At 73.1% G+C, this 20,794-nt stretch carries 23 protein-coding genes; 13 read left to right on the forward strand and 10 right to left on the reverse strand.

The annotated features are described in order from the left end of the window. Nucleotides 1–53: 53 nt before the first annotated feature. The 8 genes from HPC71_RS09495 to HPC71_RS09530 all read left to right on the forward strand — a co-directional run bounded on the left by HPC71_RS09495 (nucleotide 54) and on the right by HPC71_RS09530 (nucleotide 7,094). On the forward strand, nucleotides 54–968 hold the full coding sequence (locus HPC71_RS09495; protein ID WP_154614466.1) for an acetaldehyde dehydrogenase (acetylating): 915 nt from the start codon (nucleotides 54–56) through the stop codon (nucleotides 966–968). 1 nt (nucleotide 969) lies between these two features. Next, nucleotides 970–2,055 (forward strand): 4-hydroxy-2-oxovalerate aldolase, encoded by a 1,086-nt coding sequence (gene dmpG, locus HPC71_RS09500; RefSeq protein WP_154614465.1) that lies wholly within the window; start codon nucleotides 970–972, stop codon nucleotides 2,053–2,055. Between the two features lie 205 nt (nucleotides 2,056–2,260). Next, entirely contained in the window at nucleotides 2,261–2,644 is a 384-nt protein-coding gene (locus HPC71_RS09505) for a VOC family protein (RefSeq protein ID WP_154614464.1), read from the forward strand. 93 nt (nucleotides 2,645–2,737) lie between these two features. Beyond that, complete coding sequence (gene hsaA, locus HPC71_RS09510; protein WP_154614463.1) at nucleotides 2,738–3,904, forward strand: 3-hydroxy-9,10-secoandrosta-1,3,5(10)-triene-9,17-dione monooxygenase oxygenase subunit; 1,167 nt, start codon at nucleotides 2,738–2,740, stop codon at nucleotides 3,902–3,904. Nucleotide 3,905: 1 nt separating this feature from the next. Next, nucleotides 3,906–4,838 carry a 4,5:9,10-diseco-3-hydroxy-5,9,17-trioxoandrosta-1(10),2-diene-4-oate hydrolase gene (gene hsaD / locus HPC71_RS09515; protein ID WP_154614462.1) on the forward strand — a complete coding sequence of 311 codons (933 nt, stop codon included), beginning with the start codon at nucleotides 3,906–3,908 and terminating at the stop codon, nucleotides 4,836–4,838. Next, entirely contained in the window at nucleotides 4,838–5,740 is a 903-nt protein-coding gene (hsaC, locus tag HPC71_RS09520; protein ID WP_154611761.1) for an iron-dependent extradiol dioxygenase HsaC, read from the forward strand. The genes hsaD and hsaC overlap by 1 nt, the downstream gene beginning before the upstream one ends. A gap of 14 nt (nucleotides 5,741–5,754) precedes the next feature. Continuing rightward, a complete protein-coding gene (locus HPC71_RS09525; protein ID WP_230084116.1) occupies nucleotides 5,755–6,450 on the forward strand; it encodes a flavin reductase family protein in 696 nt (231 codons plus the stop codon). Next, entirely contained in the window at nucleotides 6,447–7,094 is a 648-nt protein-coding gene (locus HPC71_RS09530; RefSeq protein WP_171896610.1) for a GrpB family protein, read from the forward strand. The genes HPC71_RS09525 and HPC71_RS09530 overlap by 4 nt, the downstream gene beginning before the upstream one ends. A gap of 31 nt (nucleotides 7,095–7,125) precedes the next feature. On the opposite strand, the gene HPC71_RS09535 is transcribed toward HPC71_RS09530, so the two are convergent. After that, complete coding sequence (locus HPC71_RS09535; protein ID WP_253943974.1) at nucleotides 7,126–8,661, reverse strand: SulP family inorganic anion transporter; 1,536 nt, start codon at nucleotides 8,659–8,661, stop codon at nucleotides 7,126–7,128. Nucleotides 8,662–8,724: 63 nt separating this feature from the next. On the opposite strand from HPC71_RS09535, the gene HPC71_RS09540 reads away from it, so the two are divergent. Beyond that, complete coding sequence (locus HPC71_RS09540) at nucleotides 8,725–9,174, forward strand: MerR family transcriptional regulator (protein ID WP_216656584.1); 450 nt, start codon at nucleotides 8,725–8,727, stop codon at nucleotides 9,172–9,174. A gap of 52 nt (nucleotides 9,175–9,226) precedes the next feature. Here HPC71_RS09540 and HPC71_RS09545 read toward each other — a convergent pair whose 3' ends face one another. The 7 genes from HPC71_RS09545 to HPC71_RS09575 form a co-directional block, all read right to left on the reverse strand. Continuing rightward, entirely contained in the window at nucleotides 9,227–9,769 is a 543-nt protein-coding gene (locus HPC71_RS09545; protein ID WP_171896611.1) for a maleylpyruvate isomerase N-terminal domain-containing protein, read from the reverse strand. 117 nt (nucleotides 9,770–9,886) lie between these two features. After that, nucleotides 9,887–10,969, reverse strand: coding sequence for a winged helix DNA-binding domain-containing protein (locus HPC71_RS09550; protein WP_154614459.1), 1,083 nt, complete (start codon nucleotides 10,967–10,969; stop codon nucleotides 9,887–9,889). Nucleotides 10,970–11,053: 84 nt separating this feature from the next. Further along, complete coding sequence (locus HPC71_RS09555; protein WP_154611758.1) at nucleotides 11,054–11,191, reverse strand: hypothetical protein; 138 nt, start codon at nucleotides 11,189–11,191, stop codon at nucleotides 11,054–11,056. Between the two features lie 108 nt (nucleotides 11,192–11,299). Then, a complete protein-coding gene (locus HPC71_RS09560) occupies nucleotides 11,300–12,304 on the reverse strand; it encodes an acyl-CoA dehydrogenase family protein (protein ID WP_154614458.1) in 1,005 nt (334 codons plus the stop codon). Continuing rightward, the gene (locus tag HPC71_RS09565; protein ID WP_171896612.1) at nucleotides 12,304–13,245 is read right to left on the reverse strand and encodes an acyl-CoA dehydrogenase family protein; all 942 of its coding nucleotides are present in this window, start codon (nucleotides 13,243–13,245) and stop codon (nucleotides 12,304–12,306) included. The genes HPC71_RS09560 and HPC71_RS09565 overlap by 1 nt, the downstream gene beginning before the upstream one ends. Beyond that, nucleotides 13,242–14,387, reverse strand: a complete 1,146-nt coding sequence (locus HPC71_RS09570) for an acyl-CoA dehydrogenase family protein (protein WP_154614457.1) — start codon at nucleotides 14,385–14,387, stop codon at nucleotides 13,242–13,244. The genes HPC71_RS09565 and HPC71_RS09570 overlap by 4 nt, the downstream gene beginning before the upstream one ends. After that, nucleotides 14,388–15,923 carry a FadD3 family acyl-CoA ligase gene (locus HPC71_RS09575; RefSeq protein ID WP_171896613.1) on the reverse strand — a complete coding sequence of 512 codons (1,536 nt, stop codon included), beginning with the start codon at nucleotides 15,921–15,923 and terminating at the stop codon, nucleotides 14,388–14,390. A 58-nt stretch (nucleotides 15,924–15,981) separates the two neighbouring features. Here HPC71_RS09575 and HPC71_RS09580 point away from each other — a divergent pair, with 58 nt between their 5' ends. From HPC71_RS09580 to HPC71_RS09595, 4 genes are read left to right on the forward strand one after another with little or no spacing between them, the layout of a single operon-like run. After that, nucleotides 15,982–17,190: an acyl-CoA dehydrogenase family protein gene (locus tag HPC71_RS09580; RefSeq protein ID WP_171896614.1), complete on the forward strand. Its 1,209-nt coding sequence runs from the start codon at nucleotides 15,982–15,984 to the stop codon at nucleotides 17,188–17,190. Then, nucleotides 17,191–17,994, forward strand: a complete 804-nt coding sequence (locus HPC71_RS09585) for an SDR family oxidoreductase (protein ID WP_154611753.1) — start codon at nucleotides 17,191–17,193, stop codon at nucleotides 17,992–17,994. A gap of 25 nt (nucleotides 17,995–18,019) precedes the next feature. Beyond that, entirely contained in the window at nucleotides 18,020–18,619 is a 600-nt protein-coding gene (locus tag HPC71_RS09590; RefSeq protein WP_154614454.1) for a TetR/AcrR family transcriptional regulator, read from the forward strand. Next, on the forward strand, nucleotides 18,612–19,775 hold the full coding sequence (locus tag HPC71_RS09595; protein ID WP_154614453.1) for an acetyl-CoA C-acetyltransferase: 1,164 nt from the start codon (nucleotides 18,612–18,614) through the stop codon (nucleotides 19,773–19,775). The genes HPC71_RS09590 and HPC71_RS09595 overlap by 8 nt, the downstream gene beginning before the upstream one ends. Nucleotides 19,776–19,941: 166 nt before the next feature. On the opposite strand, the gene HPC71_RS09600 is transcribed toward HPC71_RS09595, so the two are convergent. After that, on the reverse strand, nucleotides 19,942–20,322 hold the full coding sequence (locus HPC71_RS09600) for a hypothetical protein (RefSeq protein ID WP_154614452.1): 381 nt from the start codon (nucleotides 20,320–20,322) through the stop codon (nucleotides 19,942–19,944). Next, on the reverse strand, nucleotides 20,319–20,783 hold the full coding sequence (locus HPC71_RS09605) for a hypothetical protein (RefSeq protein ID WP_154611749.1): 465 nt from the start codon (nucleotides 20,781–20,783) through the stop codon (nucleotides 20,319–20,321). Before HPC71_RS09605 ends, HPC71_RS09600 begins: the two co-directional genes overlap by 4 nt. Nucleotides 20,784–20,794: the final 11 nt, after the last annotated feature.

Consider the following 20,794-nt stretch of genomic DNA (forward strand, 5'->3'; position numbering starts at 1 on the left):
CAGGTTCTAGCATGGCGTCCTGTCGTCCGACCCCCCCTCTGAGAGGTCCAGACATGACCAAGCTGACCGCGGCCATCGTCGGGCCGGGCAACATCGGCACCGACCTGATGTACAAGCTGCTGCGCTCCGCCGCGAACGGCGGGAGCGTCGAGCCGCGCTGGATGATCGGCGTCGACCCGACCTCCGAGGGGCTCCGGCTCGCCGCCGAGCAGGGTCTCGAGGCCTCCCACGAGGGCGTGGACTGGCTGCTCAAGCAGGACGAGCTGCCCGACCTGATCTTCGAGGCCACCTCGGCCTACGTGCACCGCGAGTACGCCCCGCGCTACGAGGAGGCCGGCATCCGCGCGGTCGACCTGACGCCCGCCTCGGTCGGGCCGGCCGTCATCCCGCCGGTCAACGGCCAGGAGCACCTCGGCGCGATGAACGTCAACATGATCACCTGCGGCGGCCAGGCCACCATCCCGATGGTCGCCGCGGTCTCGCGGGTCGCGACGGTGCCGTACGCCGAGATCGTCGCCTCGGTCTCCAGCGTCTCCGCCGGCCCGGGCACCCGGGCCAACATCGACGAGTTCACCCGCACCACCGCGGCGGGCGTCGAGAAGATCGGCGGCGCCGAGCGCGGCAAGGCGATCATCATTCTCAACCCGGCCGAGCCGCCGATGATCATGCGCGACACGATCTTCTGCGCCGTCCCGCCCGACGCCGACCGCGACGCGATCGTGCAGTCGGTCATCGCGATGGAGAAGGCGGTCCAGGAGTACGTCCCGGGCTACCGCCTGCTCCAGGAGCCCCAGATCGACGAGCCGTCGGCCGCGACCCAGGGCCAGGTGAAGGTCTCGATCTTCGTCGAGGTCGAGGGCGCCGGCGACTACCTCCCGCCGTACTCCGGCAACCTCGACATCATGACCGCCGCCGCGACCCAGGTCGGCGACAACATCGCCCGCTCGATCCTCGCCGGGAAGGCCTGAGATGACCTCGACGAACCGCGACACCCTGGCCCGCACCTGGAAGGACGCCCACGGCGGCGACCTCGACCTGCGGCTGACCGACACCTGCCTGCGCGACGGGTCGCACCACAAGCGCCACCAGTTCACCGCCCAGGAGGTCCACGACATCGTCGAGGCCCTGGACACCTCCGGCATCCCGGTGATCGAGGTGACCCATGGCGACGGGCTGGGCGGCTCCTCGTTCAACTACGGCTTCTCCCGCACCCCCGAGCAGGAGCTGATCCGGATCGCGGCGGAGACCGCGCGGACCGCCCGGATCGCCTTCCTCATGCTCCCCGGCGTCGGCACCAAGGACGACATCCGCGCGGCCCAGGACAACGGCGGCCAGATCTGCCGGATCGCCACCCACTGCACCGAGGCCGACACCTCGATCCAGCACTTCGGGCTCGCTCGCGAGCTCGGCCTGGAGACCGTCGGGTTCCTCATGATGAGCCACACCCAGCCGCCCGAGGTGCTGGCCAAGCAGGCGCGGATCATGGTCGACGCCGGCTGCCAGTGCGTCTACGTCGTCGACTCCGCCGGCGCCCTGGTCATGGAGCAGACCGCCGACCGGGTCTCCGCCGTCGTCGCCGAGATCGGCTCGCAGGCCGACGTCGGCTTCCACGGCCACGAGAACCTCGGCCTCGGCGTCGCCAACACCGTCATCGCCGCCCGCGCGGGCGCCACCCAGATCGACGGCTCGGTCCGCCGCTTCGGCGCCGGCGCCGGCAACACCCCGCTCGAGGCGTTCATCGGCGTCTGCGACAAGCTCGGCTGGCGCACCGGCGTGGACTTCCTCCAGATCGTCGACGCCTCCGAGGACGTCATCAAGCCGGCCATGCCCGAGGAGTGCCAGCTCGACCGGATGACCCTGATGATGGGGTACGCCGGGGTCTACTCCTCCTTCCTCAAGCACGCCGGCAACGCCGCTGAGCGCTACGGCGTCCCCGGCGCGAAGATCCTGCTCGAGGCCGGCCGCCGCAAGCTGATCGGCGGCCAGGAGGACCAGCTCATCGACATCGCGCTGATGCTCAAGGCCGAGCAGGACAAGGCCGCCGCGAACGCCTGACCGATCCGCCGATCCGCCGGTGAGCAGGTCGCCGGGCGGTTCATCAAGGTATGTCGCTGAACCGTCACTTCCCTGGGTGAGTTCACCCGGGGGAGTGACGGTTCGCCTGCATACCTTGATGAACCAACACCCTCAGCCGGCCCGAGACGACCGGCCCGGCGAGAAACCGGTCGACGGCACGGCCGCAGCGGGGTACAGATGCGCCATGGCATCCCGCGCATCCAACTTCTGCATCGACGCCCACGACCCGTACGCCCAGGCGATGTGGTGGGCCGACGTCCTCGAGGACTTCACCCTGCCCACCGGCGAGTGGGCCAACGAGCCCGGCGAGGAGGAGTGCGGGCTCGACGGCCCGGACGACCGGTTCCTCCTCTTCCTCAAGGTCCCGGAGCCGAAGACGGTGAAGAACCGCATGCACCTGTGCCTGCGCCCCACCGATCGCAGCCGCGACGAGGAGGTCGAGCGGGTGCTCGGCCTCGGCGCCACGCTGGTCGACGACCGGCGCGACGGCGAGAAGGGGTGGGCGGTGCTGGCCGACCCCGAGGGCAACGAGTTCTGCGTGCTCCGGCGGTACGAGCCGAGCTCCTGAGCGGTCGGACGCGCCGATACCGAGAACGTGTTCTGGTCCAAAACAAGAACGTGTTCTAGTATCGGTCGCGTCCCACCACGACAGGAGCTCCCGATGTCCCAGGCTGTTCTCGACGGCGTCCGCGACCTGCTTCCCACGTTCCGCGAGCGGGCCGACGAGGCCGAGCGCCTGCGCGTCGTGCCGGAGGCGAGCATCAAGGAGCTGGAGGAGGTCGGGTTCTTCCGGCTGCTGCAACCGCGACGCTTCGACGGCTTCGAGGCCGACCCCGTGACCTTCTACACCGCGGTCCGCGACATCGCCTCGGCGTGCGGCTCGACCGGCTGGGTCTCCAGCGTCGTGGGCGTGCACCCCTGGCAGGTCGCACTCTTCGACGACGAGGCCCAGCAGACGGTCTGGGGCCAGGACACCAGCACCCGGCTCAGCTCCTCCTACGCCCCGACCGGCAAGGCCACCGTCACCGACGGCGGCTACCTGCTCTCGGGCAAGTGGAGCTTCTCCTCCGGCTGCGACCACTGCAGCTGGGTGCTGCTCGGCGGCCTGGTGTACAACGCCGAGGGCCAGGTCGTGGACTTCAAGACCTTCATGGTCCCGCGGGAGAAGTACCAGATCATCGACGTCTGGCACATGGTCGGCCTGCGCGGCACCGGCTCCAACGACATCCTCGTCGAGGACGTGTTCATCCCCGAGGCGTTCACGCTCTCGATGAGCCAGACCGGCCAGTGCAAGGGCCCGGGCCAGGAGCAGAACACCGCCGACCTCTACAAGCTGCCCTTCCACTCGATCTTCACCGGTACCATCACCACGCCGATCATCGGCATGGCGCGCGGTGCGTACGCCGAGCACGTCGAGATGCAGCAGAAGCGCACCCGCGCGGCCTACCTCGGTGAGAAGGCCTCGCTCGACCCGTTCGCGGCGGTCCGCATCGCCAAGGCGAGCAGCGAGATCGACGCCGCCTGGGCGCTGCTGGTGGCCAACATCCGCGAGGAGATGGACCACGTCGCCAAGGGCGAGAAGATCCCGCTCGGCCTGCGGCTGCGGGTGCGCCGCGACCAGGTGCTCGGCAGCCAGCGCGCCATCGACGCGATCGACGCGCTCTTCGAGGCCTCCGGCGGCCGGGCGCTGGCCGAGGGCACCTACCTCCAGCGCGCCTGGCGCGACGCCCACGCCGGTCGGGTGCACGCCGCGAACGACCCCGAGCGCGCGCTGCAGATGTTCGGCGCCCACGAGTTCGGCCACAAGGTCGACCCGGGGATGTACTGAGATGGCCGAGATCGAGGGCAGGTTCGCCCAGGACAGCGTCCGCCGCTCGGCCAAGGCCGGCGACCTCACGCTGAACTACTACGAGGCCGCGCCCGAGGTCTCGTCGGGCTCGACCGGCGGGTCGACCCAGGTCGGCGGCGGGCTGCCGCTGGTCATGCTGCACGGCGGCGGCCCCGGCGCCTCGGCGTGGTCGAACTTCGGCCCGGCCCTGCCGCACTTCGCCCAGCACTTCCGCACCCTGCTGGTCGACCAGCCGGGCTTCGGGGGCTCCGACAAGCCGCCGGTGGTCGGCAACTACTACCGCTTCGCCGCCGACCACGTCGTCCGGCTCCTCGACGAGCTCGGCATCGAGCGCGTGCACCTGCTCGGCAACAGCCTCGGCGGCGGTACGGCGATGCGCCTCGCGCTCACCCACCCCGACCGGGTCGGGCGCCTGGTGCTCATGGGGCCCGGCGGGCTCTCGCTCAACCTCTTCCACGCCGACCCCACCGAGGGCGTCCAGCGGCTGATGGACTTCGGCGCCGAGCCGACCCGGGAGAAGCTCCGGGCGTTCATCTCCACCATGGTCGTCGACCAGTCGCTGGTCACCGACGAGCTGGTCGAGCAGCGCTTCGCCGACGCGACCGCGCCCGGCGCGCAGGACGCGATGCGCTCGATGGGGATGTCCTTCTGGAACCCCGAGACCGCCGAGGACGGCATGCTCTGGCGCGAGGCCCACCGGCTGCGCAAGCACACCCTGCTCACCTGGGGCCGCGAGGACCGGGTCAACCCGCTCGACGGCGCGATGGTGGCGCTCAAGCTGATCCCGAAGGCGCAGCTCCACGTGTTCCCGAACTGCGGGCACTGGGCACAGATCGAGGCGGCCGAGGAGTTCGCCGAGGTCACCACCGCCTTCCTCGCCCGCCACGTGGAACGCTCCCGGAAGGCCACCTGATGACCATCGACATCAAGTCCATGGGGTACGTCCGCGTGTCCTCGACCGACCCCGAGCAGTGGAAGGTCTTCGCCGGCAAGGTCCTCGGCCTGGCCGAGGGCCGCGGGCCGAACCCCGCCCACCAGTACTGGCGCATCGACCAGGTCTCCGCCCGGCTCGTCGTCGTCCCCGCCGAGCGCGACGAGCTCGAGGCGACCGGCTGGGAGCTCGCCGACCACCGGGCCCTCCAGGAGGCGCGCGAGCACCTGGCGAAGGCCGGCGTCGTCTTCGAGGAGGCGACCAAGGAAGAGCTCGACGAGCGCCGGGTCCAGGAGATGATCCGCTTCACCGACCCGTGGGAGAACGTCTTCGAGCTCTTCCACGGCATCACCTACGAGGCCCGCCCCCTCGTCACGCCGTACGCCGCCACCTTCGTCACCGGCGACCAGGGCATGGGCCACATCGTGATCCCGGTGCTCGACGACGTCGAGGCGCTGCGGTTCTACACCGACGTCCTCGGCTTCCGGCTCCGCGACTCGATGAGCATGCCCGGCGAGTTCGTCGGCAAGGAGCCGGGCTCGAAGGTCTGGCTGCGCTTCCTCGGCGTCAACCCGCGCCACCACTCGCTGGCGTTCCTGCCGATGCCGAACCCCGCGAAGTGCGTCCACATCATGCTCGAGGTCGACCAGCTCGACCACGTGGGCCGCGCGCTGGAGCGGGTCCGCAAGCACCAGGCGCCCCTCTCGGCGACGCTCGGGCGGCACATGAACGACGAGATGGTCTCCTTCTACGTCCGCTCGCCGGGCGGCTTCGACGTGGAGTTCGGCACCGACGGCCTGCAGGTCGAGGACCAGAAGTGGGTGGCCCGCGAGTCGACCGCGGTGTCGTACTGGGGCCACGACTTCGGCGGCGGCCAGCGGTGACTAGCGTGGGGTCCATGTCCGCCCACCCGGGGGGCGCTCCGGACGTTCCGGAGGGCATGAACCCCGATGCCGCCGAGACCTGGCCGAGCCCCGAGCTGATCGCGTCCTGGTTGGGCAGCGAGGCCTACGAGCTCGAGCCGCTCGGCCCGGGCGAGGGCGCCCCGGTCCCCACCGACGACCCGGCCCGGCAGGCCCAGGCGCGCCACTTCCGCGACGTGCTCGGCCGCTTCGCCTCCGGGGTCACCGTGGTGACCGCGATGAGCGGCGGCGAGCCGGTCGGGATGACCTGCCAGTCCTTCTCCAGCGTCTCTCTCGACCCGCCGCTGGTGCTGTTCGTGCCGGCGAAGACCTCCCGGGCGTGGCCGCTCATCCAGCGGTCCGGCCGGTTCTGCGTGAACTTCCTCGCCGACGGCCAGGCCGAGCTGTCCAACCAGATGGCCAGCCGGGGGAGCGAGAAGTTCGCCGGCGTCGCCTGGCACCCCTCCGAGGCGACCGGCTCGCCGGTCCTCGAGGGCACGCTCGCCCACGTCGACTGCTCGGTGCACGCCGTCCACGAGGCCGGCGACCACTGGATCGTCATCGGGCAGGTGCTGCACCTGGCCACCGCCGAGGAGGACCCGGCCGCCGACGCTGCCGCCGATCCCGCGGACCCGTCGAGCCACGCCGACCCCCTGGTGTTCTACCGGGGCAGCTACCGCACCACCCGGTGACCGGCCCGCGGCCGCCCGCCACCCACCCGCTCTGGCGACCCTTCGAGCTCGCCGACCTCGACCAGGTCGCCGCGGTGCGGATCGTCAGGGAGTCGTCCCCGCCGGTGGTGGTGGTCGATCCCGACCCGGCCTGGCCGGCGGCGTACGACGCGGTGGCGCGGCGGCTGCGCGAGGCGCTGGGGGAGCGGGCGCTCGCCGTGGAGCACGTCGGGTCGACCGCGGTGCCCGGCCTGCCGGCCAAGCCGGTCATCGACGTGGACCTCGTCGTGGCCGACCCCGCCGACGAGCCGGCCTGGCTGCCCGACCTCGAGGCGGCGGGGTTCGCGCTGCGGGTGCGCGAGCCGGACCATGAGGAGCACCGGATGCTTCGCGGCTCCGACCCGCTGCGCGGCCTGGCCAGCAACGTCCACGTCTTCGGTCCCGGGGCCCGCGAACCGCGCCGGCACGTGCTGTTCCGCGACCACCTGCGCTCCCACGAGCCGGACCGCCGGGCCTACGGCGAGCACAAGCGGCGGATCGCCGACGAGCACGGCTTCACCGACGCGATGGACTACAACAACCACAAGGCCTGGCTGGTCTACGACATCTACGAGCGCGCGTTCGCCGCGGACCCCGCCCACCCGCACGACCCGCACCCGCGCTGACCGCCGGCGGCTCGGTGCGGCTCAGTGGTGCTCAGTGCGGGTCGAGCCGCCCGGTGAGCCGGGCGTGCCGCGCGGCGCTGGCGTCGTCCAGCCCGACGATCTCGACCGTCGTGCCGCGGCGGGCGTACTTGGTGGTGATCGCGTCGAGGGCGGCGACCGTCGAGGCGTCCCAGACGTGCGAGGCCGAGAGGTCGATGACCACGCGGCCGGGGTCGTTTGCGTAGTCGAACTGCGTGTAGAGGTCGTTGCTCGAGGCGAAGAACAGCTCGCCGGTCACGCGGTAGACCGCGGTCCTTGCGCCGTGCTCGTCCTCGACCAGGGTGCGCTCGACCGCGGTGAGGTGGGCGACCCGGCGGGCGAAGAGCACCATCGCCACCAGCACGCCGACGCCCACGCCGATCGCGAGGTTGTGGGTGAAGACGGTGACGACCACGGTCGCGACCATGACGACCGTCTCCGACCGCGGCATCCGGCGCAGCGTGGCCGGGTGGACGGAGTGCCAGTCGAAGGTGCCGACCGCGACCATCACCATCACCGCGACCAGGGCGGCCATCGGGATCAGCGCGACCACGTCGCCGAAGCCGACCACGAGGACGAGCAGCAGGACACCGGCGAGGAAGGTCGAGATCCGGGTGCGGGCTCCGGAGACCTTCACGTTGATCATCGTCTGGCCGATCATCGCGCAGCCGCCCATGCCGCCGAAGCAGCCGGTGACGATGTTCGCGACGCCCTGACCCCACGTCTCCCGCGTCTTGTCCGAGCGGGTGTCGGTGATGTCGTCGACGAGCTTGGCCGTCAGCAGGGACTCCAGGATGCCGACCACGGCCATGGCGAGGGCGTACGGCGCGATGACCTGGAGCGTGTCGAGGGTGAACGGCACGTCCGGCACGAACCACGCCGGCAGGCTGTCGGGCAGGTCGCCCTCGTCGCCGACGTCCGGCACGTCCAGCCCGGCGACCAGGACGAAGGCGGTGAGCGCGACGATGGCGACCAGCGGCGCAGGGACCACGCGGTTGATCCGGGGGAAGCCCACGATCACGGCGATCCCGACGGCGATCATCGGGTAGACCGCCCACGGCACGTCGACGAGGTGGTCGATCTGGGCCTCGAAGATCAGGATCGCCAGCGCGTTGACGAAGCCGACCATCACCGAGCGCGGCACGAAGCGCATCAGCCGGGCGACGCCCGCGAGCGCGAGCACCACCTGGATCGCGCCGCCGAGCAGCACGGTCGCGATGAGGTAGTCGTACCCGTGGTCGCGCATGACCGGGGCGACGACCAGGGCGATCGCCCCGGTCGCGGCCGAGATCATCGCCGGCCGTCCGCCGAGGAACGAGATCGTCACCGCCATGGTGAACGACGCGAAGAGCCCGACGCGCGGGTCGACCCCGGCGATGATCGAGAACGAGATCGCCTCGGGGATGAGCGCCAGCGCGACCACCAGGCCGGCCAGCACCTCGGTGCGCAGCGCCCGCGGCGACCGGAGCGCGGCGCGGACGGTGTGCACGGCGTGATCGGCGCTGTCGGTGCCGGTGGGGGACGGCGCGGCGGGAGAGGATCCGGACACGAGGGGGCAGGCTACTCTTCCGTTACGGAAGGGTTCGCATCCTTGGCGAGAGGGGCCGACCACGTGACCGACCAGGCAGGCCATGTCGACCACGGAGGCCGGACCGACGCCGCCGACCGGGCCGCCCCGATGCACATCGGCGAGGTCGCGGCGCGCACGGAGCTCTCGTTGCGCAGCCTGCGCCACTGGGAGGAGGTCGGCCTGCTGCGGCCGTCCGGGCGCAGCGACGGCGGTTTCCGGCTCTACACCGAGGAGGACGTGGAGAAGATCCTCGTCATCCGCCGGATGAAACCGCTGGGGTTCACCCTCGAGCAGATGCGCGCGGTCATGGAGGACATCGAGGTGCTCCGCGACACCGCAGCGCGGGCGGAGGAGCGGACGGGCGCCCGGCAGCGGCTCGAGCAGGTGCGGGAGGACGGCGTCGAGCGCCGGGCCCGGCTCGTGCGCCACCTCGCGATGGCCGACGAGCTCATCGACCTGCTGGGGCGCGAGGCCTCGGCGGAGGACGCGTAGCGGAACGCGGACCGGCCGGCGCACGCCGCTTCGTCGTCGGTCCGGGCGTGGGTCAGAGGCGGGGGTCGCGGCCGGCGAAGGCGGCCAGCCGGTCGTGGACCGGCGCGTCGTCGAGCAGGTCCACCGCGGGGGCGAAGGCGGTGCCGCGGCTGGCCGCGGGCAGCTGGGCGGTGAGGAACGCCAGCGCGCGCTCGGCCGCCTCGGGGACCAAGGGCTCCTCCCAGTCGATCGCGTGGGCGAGGTCCCAGGTGTGCAGGACGATCTCGGTGGTCTGCCAGTCCACGCGTCCCGGGTCGGCGGCCGCGCCGACGCGGTGCCAGTGGTGGATGAGGTCGTCCGCGCGGGCCCGGAAGTCGGCGGCGCCGGCCGTCGGCGTCGTCGGCGGCGCCGGCGCGGCCCAGTCGACCGCGCCGCCCTCGATCCCGCGGAGGAACTTCGCGGGCGCCTCGACGAGGTGGGCCATCAGCTGCGCGACGTCCCACTCCGCGCACGGGGTCCGCAGGTGCAGCTGGTCGGGGTGCACGGCGGCGATGGCGTCCCCGGACTGGTCGAGCGCGCGGGAGAGGACGACGACGGACTCGTAGGTGTCACTCACGGGTGGGGTCCTCCGCAGGGTCGCCGGGGGTGGCCGGGTCGGGCAGGTCCCCCCGAGTCTCGGCAGCCCCGCGAGGGCTCACCAGGGGCGAACGGCTCGGTCCGGCGGCCTGCCCGCTCAGCCGTCCGCGAGCCGCAGGTCGGCCTCGAGGCCGAGGAACGCGGCGTACCGCTCGGCGGCGTCGTGGAGGGCAGCGACCTCCCGCGTGGCGAGCGGCCGGTAGGGCGCGACGTCGAAGCGGGCGCGCGCCCCGAGCGTGCGCCGCATGCTGCCGACGAGCTGGGCGTCGACGACCGCCATCCCGATCGCGGTCTCCCGGCCGGCCGGGGCGAGGCCGGCTGCGTCGAGGAGCATCCGGGAGTCCTGGTAGCCGCGGTAGGTCTCGTCGAGGATCTGCAGCAGGTGCCCGGCGGGATCCGGGCCGCCGGCGGGCGGGCCGTCGCCGGCGGCGTGCCAGAACGTGCGGCCGTCGTGCTCGAAGGAGGCCAGGTCGTCCGCGGCCCCGGCCAGGCCGCGGCGCACGTCGCCGAGGGTGAGCGTGGCCCAGTACGCCAGGTCCCGCTCGGTCGCCGGCCCGTGGCCGGCGAGGTAGCGCCGGGCCAGCCGGGCGAGGGCCTCGTCCCGGTCCGGTTGGGGCGTGGGCGGGACGCGGGCGTCGTACGTCGCGTAGGTGTGCGTGCCCTCAGCGGTCGGCCGGCCGCTGCACACGAGCCGCTCCAGCTCGGCGTACCCCAGGAGCAGCATCAGCTCGTGCCCGGTGGCCGTGGTGCCGCGGGCCGCGAGCTCCGCGGCGAGCTCCTCGCGGGTCAGGTCGGGACGCGCGGCCAGCGCGTCGAGCACGGCACCCCACGCGCGGTCGACGTCCGCGGCGCTCCAGCCGCCGGCGGTGAGCTGCCGCTCGAAGGTGGGCCGGACCCGCGGTGCGGTCAGGTCGATCAGCCAGGTGAGGTCGGCCGCGGCCACGAGGTGCCAGGTCGGCCGCAGGACGTGGGTGCGCACGACCTCGCCGCTGGCGAGCAGCCCGGCCAGGTCGGCGGCGTCGCGGCGGGTCGTCCGGGTGGCCACCGCCCAGGCGGACTGGCCGGGGTTCTCGGCCTGCACGGCCAGCAGGTGGCTGACCACGTCGGCGGCCGAGCCGGCGTACGGCGCCGAGAGCCGCTGGCAGGCCAAGCGCCACCGGCCGATGTCGTGGGGGCTCATCGCCGGATTCTCACCGAGCCTCGGCGAGCCGACAACCGCCACTGGACGCCGTCGACAGGCCCCGGCCGAGCCGGGAGGCGAACCCTAGATGCGGGTGCGGATCGGGTTGGCGAGCATGCCGATCGGGAAGTCGTCCTGCTCCTGGGCCGCACCGGAGGCCGTGGCCGCGTCGGCTACGGCAGTCGGCTGGTCGATCTGGGTGAGGTCGGAGTCGATGGTCATGGGCATAATCTAGACCTCGTCCTCCCAGGTCAGGGACTCGGCAGACGCTCGCGGGCCGGGTCCGGTGCGGTGGGTTTCCTCACAGCTGCTGCACGTGCCCGGCGGGGCTCAGCGAGCGGCGGGGTCGCCGAGGGGCACGGCCGCCCGGTGGGCCCGCGCGGTCCCGAACAGCTGGCCCAGGGAGTGCGCCCGCTTGAGCACGAGGTGGGCGTCGTGCTCCCAGGTGATCGCGATCCCGCCGTGCAGCTGGACGGTCTCGGCGGCGATCGCGGCCAGCGCCTCGGAGCAGTACGCCTTGGCCACGTGCGCGAGGCGCTCGCCGTCCGCGGCCCCGCTCGAGACGGCGTACGCCGCCGCCCAGGACGCCGAGCGGGACATCTCCAGCCGGACCAGCATGTCGGCCATCCGGTGCTTGAGCGCCTGGAAGGAGCCGATCGGCCGGCCGAACTGGACCCGCTCCTGGGTGTAGCGGACCGTCATCTCCAGGGCGCGGGCCGCCGTGCCGGTCTGCAGGGCGGCCACGCCGACGGCGCCGACCAGGGCGGCCCGGGTGGCCGCGGGCGGGCCCTCGCCGATCCGGGTCGCCGAGGCGACCTCGACCTCGACCCGCGCCAGCCGGAGGGTCTGGTCCATCGACGCGGTCCACGCCCGCGTCGTGACGTCGGGGTCCAGCGCCCACAGGCCGTCGTCGGTCGCGGCGACCAGCACGGTCGCGAGGTCCCCGTCGAGCACGTCGGCGACCACGGGGCCGGCCCCGCCGGTGGCGTCGACGAACGCAGCCACCTCGCCGGCGGCCAGCCGGGGGAGCAGCGCGCCCCGGGCCTCCTCGGTGGCGCCGGCGAGCAGTGCCTCGGAGGTGACCAGCGAGGACAGCAGCGGCGAGGGGACCAGCGCGCGGCCGACCTCCTCGAGGGCGACCAGCGCCTCGAAGAGGGTGAACCCGGCGCCGCCGTGCTCCTCGGGGATGCCCAGCGCCGGCACGCCGACCTGCTCGACCAGCAGCTGCCACAGCTCCTCGTCGTAGGTCTCCACCCGCGGGTCGGCCCGCTTGGCCAGCGCGGCGCGGACGATCGCGGCGAGCTCCTGCTGCTCCTCGGAGAGCGCGAAGTCCATCAGCGTGCCCCGGCCTCGACCGCCCGGGCTGGCCCGGCCGGCTCGACCAGCGAGGCGAGCAGGCGGCCGCGGTGGAAGTCCGGCGTGCCCCAGGCGGTCACCAGCGCCCGGATCCGGGTCAGCCACAGGCTCAGGTCGAACTCCTGGGTGTAGCCGATCGCGCCGTGCACCTGCAGGCCCGTGCGGGAGGCGAGGTACGCCGCGTCGCCGCACGCGACCTTCGCCGCCGAGACGTCGACCTCGCCGAGCGCGGCGCCGTGGACCAGCGGGCGGGCGAAGTCCAGGGCGATCCGCACGTCGGCCAGGGCGTGCTTGATCGCCTGGTAGGACCCGATCTGCCGGCCGAACTGCTTGCGCTGCTTGACGTAGGTGACCGCGTCGTCCAGCACCCGCTCGCCCGCCCCGAGCAGCTCCGCGGCGGTGGCGAGCACGGCCAGGTCGAACGCCTCGCGGGCTGGGCCGTCGAGGTCGACCGGCCCGTCGCCGGCCCCGCCGGCCGCCCCGGCGACCCGGAAGAGCCGCCGCGTGGGGTCGACGGAGATCAGCTGCTCGCCGACCTCGGTGATGAGCGCGCTGCCGACGTACACCTCGTCGGCGACGTCGGCGTCCAGCGCGTGCGGCACGTGCGGGGGCAGCGCCACCGTCGCGACGCCCTCGACGGCGCGCCCCAGCGCGACGGGGAGGTACGCCGCGGACTCGATCCACGGCCCGGGGACCGCGTGCCGGCCCAGCGCCTCGAAGGCGATCGCGACCTCGACCGGAGTGGCCTCGGTGGCCAGCGAGAGCACGCCGAGGTCGGCCAGCCGCTTCCACAGGTCCAGCCCGGGGGCGTGGTCGCCCTCGGCCCAGGCGCGGGCGGCTCGGACCGGGTCGCTGCCGGCGAGCAGGGACTGCAGCGCGGCCGCGAAGTCGCGCTGGTCCTCGTCGAGAACGAACCTCACGGACGGACCTCCCGCGGCAGGCCGAGGATCCGCTCGGCGACGATGTTGCGCTGGATCTCGTTGGTGCCGGCGTAGATCGGCCCGGACAGCGAGAAGGTGTAGCCGTCGAGCCACGGCGAGGCGACCTCGGCCTCGGGGCCGAGCAGGTCCAGGGCGGTCTCGTGGAGGGCGATGTCGAGCTCGGACCAGAAGACCTTGTTGACCGAGCCGGCCGCGCCCATGTCGCCGCCGGCGGCGAGCCGGGTGACGGTGCCCCAGGTGTAGAGCCGGTAGGCCTGCGCCTTGATCCACGCGTCGACGACGCGGTCGGCGGCGGCCGCGGGCGGGTGCGGGGTGCGCCGGTGCAGGTCGACCAGCCGGTCGGCGGCGGCGCAGAACCGGCCGGGGGAGCGCAGCGAGAGCCCGCGCTCGTTGCCGGCTGTCGACATGGCGACCCGCCACCCGTCGCCGGGCGCGCCGAGCACGTCGGCGTCGGGGACGAAGACGTCCTCGAAGAAGACCTCCGCGAAGCCGGCCTCGCCGTCGAGCTGGGCGATCGGGCGCACGGTGATGCCGGGGGCGTCGAGGGGGAAGAGGAAGTAGGTCAGCCCCGCGTGCCGCTGCGCCTCGGGGTCGGAGCGGAACAGCCCGAAGCCCCAGTGGGCGAACGCCGCCCGCGAGGACCAGGTCTTCTGCCCGTTGAGCACCCACCCGCCGCGCTCGTCGTCGCGGCGCGCGGTCGAGCGCAGCGAGGCCAGGTCGGAGCCGGCCTCGGGCTCGGACCAGCACTGCGCCCAGATCTGCTCGCCGGTCGCCATCGAGGGCAGGAAGCGGTCCTGCTGCTCGGGGGTGCCGTGGTCGAAGATGATCGGCGCCAGCAGGAAGATCCCGTTCTGGGAGACCCGGCCCGGCGCGCCGGCGCGGTAGTACTCCTCCTCGAAGACCACCCACTCCACCAGCGAGGCGTCGCGCCCGTGGTAGGCCTCCGGCCAGGACACGACCGACCAGCGGGCCTCGGCCAGCCGCGCCTCCCACGCCTGGTGCGCCGCCCACCCGGCCTCGGTGTCCATCGACGGCAGCGGCTCGGCCGGCACGTTCGCGGCCAGCCAGGCGCGGGCCTCGGCCTGGAAGGCCCGCTCGGACTCGGACAGGGTCAGGTCCATTCACTCGCTCCTGGGCTGGTCTCGCAGGTCGGTCTTGAGCACCTTGCCGGACAGGTTCCGCGGGAGGGCGTCGAGGAACGCCACGCGCCGCGGGACCTTGAAGTTCGCCAGCCGCTCCTTGCAGTACGCCGTGACGTCCTCGGCGGTGAGCGCCTCGCCCGCGGGGCCGGCCGCGCGGACGACGTACGCCGCGCCCACCTCGCCCATCCGCTCGTCGGGGACCCCGACGACCGCGACGTCGGCGACACCCTCGAGCCGGGCGAGCGCCTGCTCGACCTCGGCGGGGTAGACGTTGAAGCCGCCGGAGATGTACATGTCCTTGAGCCGGTCGGTGATCCGCAGGTTGCCGGCCGCGTCGAGCGTGCCGACGTCGCCGGTGTGCAGCCAGCCGTCCGCGTCGACCGCGGCGGACGTGGCGGCCGGGTCGTCGAGGTAGCCGAGCATGACGAAGTCACCGCGCAGCAGCAGCTCGCCGGCCTCGCCGGGGGCGGCGTCGATGCGGGTCTCCATGCCGGGGACCGCGCGGCCGCAGGTGGTGGCCACCAGCTCGGCGGGGTCGCCCGCGCGCGCCATCGTCGCGACGACCGCCTCGGTCATCCCGAAGGCGGTGACGACCTGGTCGATGCCCAGCCCCGCGGGCGCCGGCTGCCGCATCCGCTCGATGAGCACGACCGGGACAACCGCGGCGCCGGTGACCGCGAGCCGCAGCGAGGAGAGGTCGCGCCGCTCGCGGCCCGGGGCGCCCAGCAGCGACTGGTAGATCGTCGGGGCGCCCGGGAGCACCGTGATCCGCTCCCGCTCGACGAGGTCCATGGTCGCCTCGAGGTCAAAGGTCGCCAGCGGGTAGAGCGTGGCGCCGGTGACCAGGCCGGTCACGATGCCGACCTTGTAGCCGAAGGAGTGGAAGAACGGGTTGACCACCAGGTAGCGGTCCTGGCCGGTCACGCCGCCGAGCTCGGCCCACGTGCGGGCCACGCCGACCGTCTGCCGGTGCGCGGACATCGCGCCCTTGCTGCGCCCGGTGGTGCCGGAGGTGAACAGGATGTCGGCGACGTCGTCGGGGGAGACCGACTCCGCGATCGCGTCGACCTCCGCGGTGGTCACCGCGCCGGTGTCGAGGCCCGCGAGCTCGGCCAGGTCGACCATCGCCGCGACGGACGGGTGCTCGCCGGTCGCGCGCAGGTCGGCGAGCTGGGTGCGTCCCAGGAACCCGTCGGCGAGGACCACCAGCCGCGCGGCGGTGCGGTCGACGACGTCGGCCACCTCGTGGGCGGTGTAGCGGGAGTTGACCGGCACGAGCACGCCGCCGGCGTACGACGTCGCGAGGCCGGCGACGACCCAGTCGATGCTGTTGGGCGCCCACAGGCACACCCGGTCGCCGGGGCGCAGCCCGGCGGCGACGTACCCCCGGGCGGCGCGGCGGACCCGGCGCAGCAGCTCGAGGAACGAGACGCTCTCGCCGTCCTGGACGTACGCCGGGTGGTCGCCGAAGCGGTCCGCCGCCGCGCCGAGCGCGGCCGGGATCGTCTGCTCCACGTCACCTCCACCGGGGTCAATCTGCCCAACCAAGCAATTGCTTGGTACTGTAGCACTCGTGGACCTGAGCTACTCGGCCGAGGACGAGGCCTTCCGTGCCGAGGTGCGCGCATTCCTCGAGGAGGCGCTGCGCGGTGACTTCGCCGAGCTCCGGGGGCTCGGTGGGCCCGGCCGCGACCACGAGGCGGTCGAGGAGCGGCTGGCCTGGAACCGGCACCTCGCCGAGCACGGCTGGACCTGCGTGGGCTGGCCGACCGAGCACGGTGGCCGCGGGCTGAGCCTGAGCCAGCAGGTGATCTTCCACGAGGAGTACGCCCGCGCCGATGCTCCCGCGCGGCTCAACCACCTCGGCGAGGAGCTGCTCGGGCCCACGCTGATCGCCTTCGGCACCCCCGAGCAGCAGCAGCGCTTCCTGCCCCGGATCCGGGCGGTCGAGGAGCTGTGGGCCCAGGGCTACTCCGAGCCCGGCGCCGGCTCCGACCTCGCCAACGTGCAGACCCGGGCCCGGCTCGAGGACGGCCCCGAGGGGCCGCAGTGGGTCATCGACGGGCAGAAGGTGTGGACCTCCAACGCGCACTTCTCCCAGTGGGTCTTCGTCCTCGCGCGCACCGAGCCCGGCTCCCAGCGCCACCACGGACTCTCCTTCCTGCTCGTCCCGCTGGACCAGGAGGGCGTCGAGGCCCGCCCCATCGAGCAGCTGACCGGGGGCTCGGAGTTCAACGAGGTCTTCCTCACCGGCGCCCGCACCGACGCCGACCTCGTCGTCGGGGAGCCCGGGCAGGGCTGGCGGGTGGCGATGGGCCTGCTCGGCTTCGAGCGCGGCGTCTCGGTGCTCGGCCAGGTCGTCGGCTTCGCCCGCGAGCTGCGCGGCGTGGTCGACCTGGCCCGGGCCAACGGTGCGATCGACGACCCGCTGGTCCGGGACCGGCTCGCCGACCTCGCCGTCGAGCTGGAGGTCATGCGGTTCAACGCGCTGCGCGGGCTCGCGGCGGTCACCGGCGGCGAGGACTCCGCGGCCGGCGGGGGAGCGGCGTCGATCTTCAAGCTCGTCTGGGCCGCGTGGCACAAGCGGCTCGGCGAGGTCGCGATGGAGGTCCTCGGCGCCGCCGGGCTGACCGCCCGCGCCGCGCCGTACGACCTCGACGAGTGGCAACGACTCTTCCTCTTCGCCCGCGCCGACTCCATCTACGGCGGCAGCGACGAGGTCCAGCGCAACATCCTGGCCGAGCGCGTGCTCGGCCTCCCGCGTGAACCGAAAGGCGTCTGAATGACCACCCACCGTCCCGAGCAGCCGGCCCCCGCCTACGTGCCCGGCCACGACCTGCTGGCCGGCAAGGTGGTCGTCGTGACCGCCGCGGCCGGCGCCGGCATCGGCGCCGCGGTGGTGCGCCGCGTGCTGGAGGAGGGGGCGCGGGCGGTCGTCTTCAGCGACACCCACGAGCGCCGCCTGGCCGAGGCCGAGGAGGCGCTGGCCGCCGAGTTCGGTGCCGACCGGGTCCGGCAGCGGGTCTGCGACGTGACCGACGAGGCGCAGGTCGGCGCGCTGCTCGACGTCGCCGACGAGCTCGGCGGGGTCGACGTGATGGTCAACAACGCCGGTCTCGGTGGCACCGCCAGCGTGCTGGAGATGACCGACGAGCAGTGGCTGCGCGTCCTCGACATCACCCTGACCGGCACCTTCCGCTGCGTGCGGGCCGCCGGTCAGCGGATGGTCGCCGCCGGCACCAAGGGCGTCATCGTCAACAACGCCTCGGTGATCGGCTGGCGCGCCCAGGAGGGCCAGGCGCACTACGCCGCGGCCAAGGCCGGCGTGATGGCGCTGACCCGCTGCTCGGCGATCGACCTCGCCCCGCACGGCATCCGGGTCAACGCGGTCAGCCCCAGCCTGGCGATGCACCCCTTCCTCGCCAAGGTCACCTCCGACGACCTGCTCGCCGAGCTCAAGGCCAAGGAGGCCTTCGGCCGGGCCGCCGAGCCGTGGGAGGTCGCGAACGTGATGGTCTTCCTGGCCAGCGACTACGCGTCGTACATGACCGGCGAGGTCGTCGCCGTCTCCAGCCAGCAGGCATGAGCAGGGGGTCGGGGAGGATGGCCCCATGAGCGCGCAGACCCGCACCGAGGGCACCGACCGCCGTCGCGAGCTGCTGTCGATCGCGGCCGAGCTGTTCGCGGACAAGGGGTTCAAGAACACCACCGTCCGCGACATCGCCGACGCCGCCGGCATCCTCTCCGGCAGCCTCTACCACCACTTCGACTCCAAGGAGTCGATGGTCGACGAGATCCTCTCCTCCTTCCAGGCCGAGCTGTTCGCGGCGTACGACGAGGTCCTGCGCAGCGACGACGACGCGCGGACCAAGATCGAGCGCGCGGTGCGCCTCTCCTTCGAGGCGATCGACCGGCGCCGGCACGAGGTCGCGATCTTCCAGAACGAGGCCGACTTCCTCGGCCAGCAGGAACGCTTCGCCTACCTCGCCGAGCGCAACGCCGAGTCCCGCGCCGTCTGGATCACCCTCCTCGACGACGGGGTCCGGTCCGGCGCGCTGCGCGCGGACCTCGACATCGAGCTGACCTACCGCTTCATCCGCGACACCGTCTGGGTCGCGGTCCGGTGGTACCGCCCCGGCGGCAAGCTCAGCCACACCGCCGTGGCCGACCAGTACCTCACCATCCTCCTGGACGGGATCGCCCATGCCTGAAGCCTTCATCGTCGACGCAGTCCGCACCCCGACCGGCAAGCGCGGCGGCGCGCTCGCCGCGATGCACTCCGCGGACCTCGCCGCCCACTCGATCACCGCGCTCGTCGACCGCACCGGCGTGGACCCGGGCGCGGTCGACGACGTCATCCTCGGCTGCTGCGACACGATCGGCTCCCAGGCCGGCGACGTCGCGCGGACGGCGTGGCTGGCCGCGGGGCTGCCCGACCACGTCCCGGGCGTGACCATCGACCGGCAGTGCGGCTCCTCCCAGCAGGCCGTCCACTTCGCCGCCCAGGCCGTCATGTCCGGCACCCAGGACCTCGTGGTCGCCGGAGGGGTGCAGAACATGAGCGCGATCCCGATCTCGGCGGCGATGCTCGTCGGCCAGCAGTACGGCTTCTCCACGCCGTTCGCGGAGTCCCCGGGCTGGCAGAAGCGCTTCGGCGACCAGGAGGTCAGCCAGTTCCGCTCCGCGGAGATGATCGCGGAGAAGTGGGGCCACACCCGCGAGCAGCTCGAGGCCTACGCCCTCGCCTCCCACGAGCGGGCGCTGACCGCGATCGCCGAGGGCCGCTTCGACCGCGAGGTCGTCCCGGTCCCGCTCGCCGACGGCTCGGTCTTCGCGACCGACCAGTGCCCCCGGCAGACCTCCCTGGAGAAGATGGCCTCCCTTCAGCCGCTGGCCCCCGGCGGCCGGATCACCGCCGCCGTCGCCTCCCAGATCTGCGACGCCTCCTCCGCGGTGCTCATCGCCTCCGAGCAGGCCGTCGCCGACCACGGGCTGACCCCGCGGGCGCGGGTCCACCACCTCTCGGTCCGCGGCGACGACCCGGTCTGGATGCTCACCGGCCCGATCCGCGCCACCCGGCACGCCCTCGAGCGCAGCGGCCTCTCGGTCGACGACATCGACCTGTTCGAGTGCAACGAGGCGTTCGCCCCCGTCGTGCTGGCCTGGATGGAGGAGATCGGCGTCCCCCACGAGAAGGTCAACGTCAACGGCGGCGGCATCGCCCTGGGCCACCCCATCGGCGCCACCGGCACCCGGCTGATGACCACCCTGCTCCACGAGCTCGAGCGCACCGGCGGCCGCTACGGCCTGCAGACCATGTGCGAGGGCGGCGGCCAGGCCAACGTCACGATCATCGAACGGCTCTGAGCTTCTGGGGCTCCTGGGGCTTCTGGGCTCGATTCGCATCGGCTGGCCGGGAGGTTTGTCGGCCGGCCGATGAAACTCCCGGTTGGCCGATGAAACTTCAGCGGCCAACCGCCAGGTTCATCGGCCGGCCGATGAAACGTCGGCCGCGCGAGCCCACCGAGCCCGCTCAGGTCAGGACGAGCCAGACCCCGACGATGCCGGGGATCGTGCCGAGCAGCAGCCAGGGGGAGAGCGCGTTCTTGCGGTGGATGGCCAGCGCGGCGGCGACCGCCAGCACGCCGAAGGCGCCGCCGAGCACGCAGAGCCCTACCTGGGAGACCCGGTGCTCGTCGTCGATGATCAGCCCGGCGAGCACCAGGCCGACCGACATGTGCAGGATCGTCGTGGCCGCGAGGACCGAGAGCACGTAGCGCTGCACGGTGTCGATGCTCATCGACTTCTGGGTGCTCCGGGACCGGGCACGGGCACGGGTCGGTCGGGGAGCGCTGGGGTTGTCGGGGTCCAGCAGGTGACGGGCCCGGCGGGGCGGGGGCGTCGGCGCGCTCATGCCTCTGAGGGTACGGCGGCGCGTCGGCGTGCTCCCGTCAGGGTGGCCACGAGAGCGATCCAGGCCACGACCGTCGTCAGCGCCGCGACCACCATGATCGTCATCGTCGCCGCCCAGACGGCCTCGTGGTCGCCCAGGACCTTCACCAGCAGGGCGGTGTCGCTGTCCTCGACGTCCCCGAAGTCGAAGGAGAACGCACCGAAGACGAGCATCGCCGCCCACACGAAGAGCTGGGCCTGCGTCTGCGGGCGGGTCAGCGCGCGCCGGCCGTCGGGTCCCGGCCGCTGGGTGAGCGCCAGGACGCTGGTGACCAGCAGGGCGAGGAGCAGCACCGGCACGATGCTGATCAGGTAGACGAGCACCATCCAGCCGCCCACCCCGAAGAGCATCCGGCCGATCCAGACCCAGGCGACCAGCAGCAGGTTCACCGGGACCATCCACAGCAGCACGGCGCGGTCCACGCCGGTCACCC

The sequence above is a fragment of the Nocardioides marmotae genome (assembly GCF_013177455.1).
In the GTDB taxonomy this organism is placed as follows: domain Bacteria; phylum Actinomycetota; class Actinomycetes; order Propionibacteriales; family Nocardioidaceae; genus Nocardioides; species Nocardioides marmotae.